Raw genomic sequence first — 4,718 nt, forward strand, 5'->3', positions numbered from 1 at the left:
CCAGGACGGCGGGGTCGCCGCCGCGGCGCTCGGCGACCTGGGCGGGGATCGGGTGGCCGGTGACCTGGCGGACGGTGTCGATGACCTGGCGGACGGAGAATCCGCTGCCGTTGCCGAGGTTGCAGATGAGGTGTTCGCCCGGGGTGGCGGCGTCCAGGGCGAGCAGGTGGGCGTCGGCGAGGTCGGCGACGTGGATGTAGTCGCGGATGCAGGTGCCGTCGGCGGTGGGGTAGTCGTCGCCGTAGACGGAGATGTGGTCGCGGCGGCCGAGGGCGACCTGGAGGATCAGCGGGATCAGGTGCGACTCGGGGTCGTGGCGTTCGCCGCGGTCCCCGTAGGCGCCGGCCACGTTGAAGTAGCGGAGGCTGACGGCGGCGAGGCCGTGGGCGTTCGCCTCGCTGGTGATCATGTGGTCGACGGCGAGTTTGGTGGCGCCGTAGGGGTTGGTGGGTGCGGTGCGGGCGGTCTCGGGGATGGGGACCGTCTCCGGCTCGCCGTAGGTGGCGGCGGTGGAGGAGAAGACCAGCTTGCGCACGCCCGCCTCGCGCATGGCGGTGAGCAGGGCGAGGGAGCCGCCGACGTTGTTCTCCCAGTACTTCTCCGGCCTGACGACGGATTCGCCGACCTGGGAGGAGGCGGCGAAGTGGAGGACGGCGTCGAAGGAGGCGTCGAGGTGGCGGCCGGCCTCGCGCAGGTCGGCCCGGACGAATTCCGCGCCCTCGGGGACGCCTTCGCGGAAGCCGGTGGACAGGTCGTCGAGGACGACGACCCGGTGTCCGGCCTCCAGCAGGTGCTGGGCGACGACGCTGCCGATGTAGCCGGCGCCGCCGGTGACCAGGTACTTGGCGCTCACGCGCTCGCCACCTCCCGAAGTCGTCGTGCCGCCGCCTCCGGCGGCACGTCGTTGATGAAGACTCCCATCCCGGACTCCGAGCCGGCCAGGAACTTGAGCTTGCCGGAGGTCCTGCGGATGGTGAACAGCTCGAGGTGGAGGGCGAAGTCGTCGCGTGTCACCCCTTCGTACGCGTCCAATCCGCTGAACGGCGCCTGGTGCCAGGCGGCGATGTAGGGGGTGGGCGGCTCGTCGGGCCCGAAGACGCGGTCGAAGCGGCGCAGCAGTTCGAGGTAGAGGCGGGGGAACTCGGCGCGCTGGGCCTCGTCGAGGGCGGTCAGGTCGGGGACGCGGCGGCGCGGGTAGAGGTGGACCTCGTAGGGCCAGTGGGCGGCGTAGGGGACGAAGGCGACCCAGTGTTCACCCTCGAGGACCAGTCGTTCGCCGGTGGACTCGCGGGCGACGATCTCGTCGAAGAGATTGGCCTCGGGGTCCTCGCCGCGTCGCGCCGCCAAGGACTGGAACATCCGTGCGGTACGGGGGGTGACGAAGGGGTAGGCGTAGATCTGCCCGTGGGGGTGACCGAGGGTCACCCCGATTTCCCGGCCCCGGTTCTCGAAGGGGAAGACCTGGACGACGGAGGAGAGTTGCGAGAGTTCGGCGGTCCGGTCGGTCCAGGCGTCGAGGACGAGCCGGGCCTGCTCCTCGGTGAGCGAGGAGAAGGAGGCGTCGTGGTCCTCGGTGAAGCAGACGACCTCGCAGCGGCCGGAGTCGCCGGCGAGGGAGGGGAAGCGGTTCTCGAAGACCACCACGTCGTAGGTGCTGTCGGGGATCTCGCTGAGCCGGTCGCCGTGGGTGGGGCAGAGCGGGCACTGGTCGGCCGGCGGGTGGTAGGTGCGGCCCTGCCGGTGCGAGGCGACGGCGATGTCGTCGCCCAGGAGGACGTCGTGGCGTACCTCGGAGCTGGTGACGGTGGCGTCCAGGGGCCGCCTGTCGACCGCTTCGCGCGGGGTGTCGCGCAGGTCGTAGTAGATGAGCTCGCGCCCGTCGGCAAGCCGGGTCGAAGTCTTCCTCACCGTGTCTTCCTCACCGTGGACCGCCTCCCGCCGCACCGCCCGGCTCCCTCGGATGTCCCGCCCGGATGCGCGATGCCTCGAACAGAAGTCAACATAACAGACCACAATAAAACGCGACCCGACCACGGATGTCACAATCCGAGGACGGGAATCACCAAGAGTGTTCAATCTTCGACAGCTCAGGTAAGACATTCCGCCGTGACCCTGTAACGCGCGACGAAGCGAGTTCCTATGCCCCCCACACATCTGGCAGCTGAGCTGCGACTCCCCGCCAACTGGCTCGACTACGGGCTGCTGGCCATCTACTTCCTCTTCGTGCTGGGCGTCGGCTTCCTGGCGCGCAAGTCGGTCAAGACCAGCCTCGACTTCTTCCTCTCGGGACGGTCGCTGCCCGCGTGGGTGACGGGTCTCGCCTTCATCTCCGCCAACCTCGGCGCCACCGAGGTCCTCGGAATGGCCGCCAACAGCGCCCAGTACGGCGTCTACACGGTGCACTGGTACTGGATCGGCGCCATCCCGGCCATGGTCTTCCTGGGCCTGGTGATGATGCCGTTCTACTACGGCTCCAAGGTCCGGTCGGTGCCCGAGTTCCTGCTGCTGCGCTTCGACAAGTCGGCGCACCTGCTGTCCTCGGTGCTCTTCGCCTTCGCCGCCATCCTGATCGCCGGCGTCAACCTGTACTCGCTGGCGATCGTGGTCGAGGCGCTGCTCGGCTGGCCGGAGTGGGTGGCCATCGTGGTGGCGGGCTTCTTCGTCCTCGCCTACATCACCATCGGCGGTCTCTCCTCGGCGATCTACAACGAGGTGCTGCAGTTCTTCGTCATCCTGGCGGCGCTGATCCCGATCACGGTCCTCGGCCTGAAGCGGGTCGGCGGCTGGGACGGCCTGACCGACTCGCTCACCGCGCAGAAGGGCGGCGACTTCGTCACCGCGTGGGGCGGCACCGGCATCGGCAGCGACAACCCGCTCGGCGCCAACTGGCTGACCATCGTCCTGGGCCTCGGCTTCGTGCTCTCCTTCGGCTACTGGACGACCAACTTCGCCGAGGTCCAGCGCGCGCTGTCCGCCAAGAACCTCTCGGCCGCCCAGCGCACCCCGCTGATCGCCGCGTTCCCGAAGATCTTCATCGTCTTCCTGGTGATGATCCCCGGCCTGGTCGCCGCCGTGCTGGTCCCCAAGATCGGCCAGGCGTCCTCGGGCCTGGAGTACAACGACGCGATCCCCTACCTGATGGGCCAGCTGCTGCCCAACGGTGTGCTCGGCATCGCGATCACCGGTCTGGTCGCGGCGTTCATGGCCGGTATGGCGGCCAACGTCTCCTCCTTCAACACGGTCTTCACCACCGACATCTGGGCGAAGTACGTGAAGCGGGGCGAGGAGGACGCCTACTACCTGCGCTTCGGACGGCTGATCACCGTGCTCGGCGTGCTGGCCTCGATGGGCACGGCGTTCCTCGCGTCGACCTTCTCGAACATCATGGCCTACCTCCAGACGCTGTTCTCCTTCTTCAACGTCCCGATGTTCGTCGTCTTCATCATCGGCATGTTCTGGAAGCGGGCGTCGATGGTCTCCGGCTTCTGGGGCCTGCTAGCCGGTACGGTCTCGGCGATGGTGAACTACTTCGTCATCTACAAGCAGGGCATCATCGACATCCCCTCCGACCAGGGCGCCAACTTCGTCTCGGCGATCGTCGGCTTCGTGGCGGGTGCGGTGGTGATGGTCGCGGTCTCGCTCTTCACCCGGCCCAAGCCGATCGAGGAACTGCAGGGCCTGGTCTACGGCACCAAGTCGCCCGGCATGTCCGAGCCGGCCGCCGAGGGCGACGACGCCTGGTACCGCAGGCCCGCCCTCCTGGGCTGGGGAGCGATCATCCTGGCCGCCGCCTGCTACATCCCGTTCTCGTTCTAAGAGCGCACGCGGGAGAATGGAGAGACCATGTCCGAGTTTTCCGAGAAGGACGTCCAGCGGTCGGTCACCGAGCTGGAGACCAAGTCCGCCAGTGCCGCGCGCCTCTTCGACATCCGCCGCATCATCGGCTCGCTGTTCGTCGTGTACGGCGTGATCGTCACAATCTGCGGGATCGCGCCGTCCGACGGCTCGCTCGACAAGTCCGAGGGGGTCAACATCAACCTGTGGACCGGGCTGGCGATGCTGGCGCTGGGCCTGTTCTTCCTGATCTGGCTCAAGCTCCGCCCGGCCGCCCCGCCGCCGCCCCCGGTGGGCATGGAGGAACGGGAGCTGGGCGGCGACCACTGAGGTCCGCCGCACACGACGAGGGCCGGGCACCCCGCGGGGCGCCCGGCCCTTTCGCGTGCCGACGGGGACGGCCCGGTCAGGGCCGGTCCAGCAGGCCGGTGCGGGCGGCCAGCGCCGCCGCCTCCAGGCGGGAGCCGACACCGAGCTTCATCAGCACCCGCTGGACATGGGTGCGCGCCGTGCTGGGCGCTATCCCCATGCCCTGGGCGATCAGCCGGGTGTCCTCGCCCTCCGCGACCCGCACCAGCACTTCGGCCTCGCGCGGGGTCAGCGCGGACAGCAGCCGCCGCCCCTCGTCGTCGGGCTCCGCCACCGGGTGGAGCAGGTCGTGGAAGGCGCCCTGGAGCAGCCCCGGCGCGACCGCCGCCTCACCGGCCCGGGCCTTGACGATGGCCCGCTCGACCCCTTCGATCCGCTCGTCGTGGCGGACGTAGCCCGACGCCCCGGCCGCGAACGCCGCCGCGATGCCCCGGGGACTGGGCACCGGGCCCAGCACCACCACCGCCACCTGCGGCCGCTCCCGTTTGATCCGCTCCACCGGGTCGAACGCCCCC

5 protein-coding genes are annotated in these 4,718 nt (G+C 69.4%); 2 read left to right on the forward strand and 3 right to left on the reverse strand.

Annotation, left to right across the window (positions count from 1 at the left end; translation table 11 throughout):
- Window positions 1-853: UDP-glucose 4-epimerase GalE (galE, locus tag HW445_RS18990; RefSeq protein ID WP_180222196.1), on the reverse strand; the 853-nt coding region annotated here is incomplete at its 3' end.
- Window positions 850-1,908: a galactose-1-phosphate uridylyltransferase gene (galT, locus tag HW445_RS18995; RefSeq protein ID WP_180222197.1), complete on the reverse strand. Its 1,059-nt coding sequence runs from the start codon at window positions 1,906-1,908 to the stop codon at window positions 850-852. The genes galT and galE, both read right to left, overlap by 4 nt.
- Before the next feature lie 231 nt (window positions 1,909-2,139).
- Between galT and HW445_RS19000 the strand changes: the two genes are divergently transcribed.
- Together HW445_RS19000 and HW445_RS19005 are read left to right on the forward strand one after the other, a co-directional pair.
- The gene (locus HW445_RS19000; RefSeq protein WP_180222198.1) at window positions 2,140-3,816 is read left to right on the forward strand and encodes a sodium:solute symporter family protein; all 1,677 of its coding nucleotides are present in this window, start codon (window positions 2,140-2,142) and stop codon (window positions 3,814-3,816) included.
- A 27-nt stretch (window positions 3,817-3,843) separates the two neighbouring features.
- On the forward strand, window positions 3,844-4,164 hold the full coding sequence (locus HW445_RS19005; RefSeq protein WP_180222199.1) for a hypothetical protein: 321 nt from the start codon (window positions 3,844-3,846) through the stop codon (window positions 4,162-4,164).
- 76 nt (window positions 4,165-4,240) lie between these two features.
- On the opposite strand, the gene HW445_RS19010 is transcribed toward HW445_RS19005, so the two are convergent.
- A partial coding sequence (locus tag HW445_RS19010; RefSeq protein WP_180222200.1) for a LuxR C-terminal-related transcriptional regulator occupies window positions 4,241-4,718 on the reverse strand: 478 nt, incomplete at its 5' end.

Origin of the sequence: Streptomyces sp. UH6, assembly GCF_013421635.1 — a bacterium.
Taxonomy (GTDB): Bacteria; Actinomycetota; Actinomycetes; order Streptomycetales; family Streptomycetaceae; genus Streptomyces; species Streptomyces abyssomicinicus.